The 1,803-nt window shown below is 72.8% G+C and carries 1 protein-coding gene; it reads right to left on the reverse strand.

The window, feature by feature from the left end; genetic code table 11:
- Positions 1 to 296: 296 nt before the first annotated feature.
- Positions 297 to 1,803 (reverse strand): hypothetical protein (locus tag G3I40_RS18830; RefSeq protein ID WP_164303301.1); only part of this gene is annotated, 1,507 nt, incomplete at its 5' end.

The following is a 1,803-nucleotide window of genomic DNA, read 5'->3' on the forward strand; positions in this document are numbered from 1 at the left end:
CGAGCGCGGTGGCGTCGGTCGTGGTGTGCGGCGCGGCGGCCTGCGCGGGCAGCGCGCCGAGCAGGGCGCCCGCGGCCAGCAGGGCGATCGTCGTCATCGTGGTGCGGTCTCTCATGGCCTCACCCTTCGGTCTCGCGTCACCTCGGATGGAAAACGCTTTCCCGGAGGGTCAGGGTGCAGGCGGGGCCACAGTGCGTCAAGAGGCCCAACAGGGCGTCAAGAGGCTCCACAGGGCGGGGAGTTGGGCGGACGCGTCCGTGGTAACCGTTCCCTTCACCGTGCCTCGTTCGCCGCCCTCACAGGTCCGTGCCGAGTCCGCTGCCCACGACGTAACTGCATTGCGTGTACGTATAGCCGGGCTGGATGTGGCCGTCGGCGGCGCGGCTGCTGGCGGTGGCCTGCGTGCCGCCCGGCTTGTGCAGGAAGTGGTACGTCCCCGCGGGCAGCCGCAGCGTCTTCTTCGGGTAGCTCTTGCCGCTCGCCTTGCAGGCCTTGCTCCGGCCCACGGCCTCGCTGCTGTACGAGGCGCACGAACCGCACGCGCCGATGGTGACGCGGCCGGTGACGGGGCCCGTGTAGAGGATCTCGACGGGGTCGGGCCCGTCGTTGCTGATCACCATCTGCATCCGGGCGCCGCCGGGCGCCTTGGTGGGCGGCAGCTCGGCTCCCGCCGCGGGAAGTTGACCGGCGATCTCCGCGGCGATGGCGACCTGCTGGGCCCGGCCGCGGCGCTTGTCGCTCTTGTACGTCCCTGCGAAGTCGGCCAGCGTCTTGCGGGCCTCGGCGAACTTCCCGTCCTTGAACTCGTCCATCCCGCAGGCGTAGTCGCCGTTCCTGACCGCACCGTCGACGCTGCCCCGCAGATGGGCAGGAGCGGGTGCGGGCAGCGCCTTCGCCGTGTCCCTGATGTGACGCAACTCCTCGGTGGCGCGGCAGGGTTCGGCGCCGGACAGCTCGCCCGTGTGGTCGCCGACGGCGGCGCGCACGGCGGGCTCCACCTCTCCCGCCTGCGCCGACTTCGGGAACGTCCGCAGGAGTTGACCGAGTTCGCCGCCGGTCCCGTCACTGTCGGCGGAGCCCAGCTTGCCGGTGCCGCACTTCAGGAGGGACACCGCGAGCGGCTTGTCGGGCCAGGTCACGAGGTCGCCGAGGACGTCGTGACCGATGCCCTTCGGCACGCCCCGCAGATAGTCGAGCGAGGCGACGGCCGCACAGTGGTCCTGCTTCGCGTACGGCGCGGAGACGGACTTGTAGTAGGTGTCGAGGCTGGCGTGGACGCGGTGCGCCGCGCGGGAGTCCGGGTGGTCCTCGGTCAGGGCGCGGTAGCGGCTCAGCGCGGTCTCGTAGTCGGGGCGGGCCTGGGCGAAGGGCCGCGCGGCGGCATCCTTGACGAGCGCGTCGGTCGCGGCGAGCCGGTCGAGCAGCATGTCCTCGACCGCGTCGTCCCGCAGTCCGCCGTAGGCGACCGCTCCCCCTGCGGGCACGGCGAGCAGGACGAAGCCGAGCACGAGGGCGACAACAGGCCGTATGCGTACGGTAGTTGAGCGGGTGCGCAGGCCGCGGCGGGCGCCGTCCGCCGCCGCGAGGAGCAGCAGCACCGGATAGCCGACGAGCGCCCAGGCCGGTACGCCGTCCGGGTCCGCGGGCAGGGCGACGACGAGGAGCGCGACCGTCGCGGCCAGGCACAGCGCGGCAAGCAGCCACTTGCGCAGGAACACGTAACCCAGGCCCAGGCCACAGAGGTTGAGCAGGGCGACGGCCAGGGCCCGGGCGGGCTCGGGCGGACCCGGGGGCGACTGCGGC

This window comes from Streptomyces sp. SID14478 (genome assembly GCF_010548525.1).
Lineage (GTDB): Bacteria > Actinomycetota > Actinomycetes > Streptomycetales > Streptomycetaceae > Streptomyces.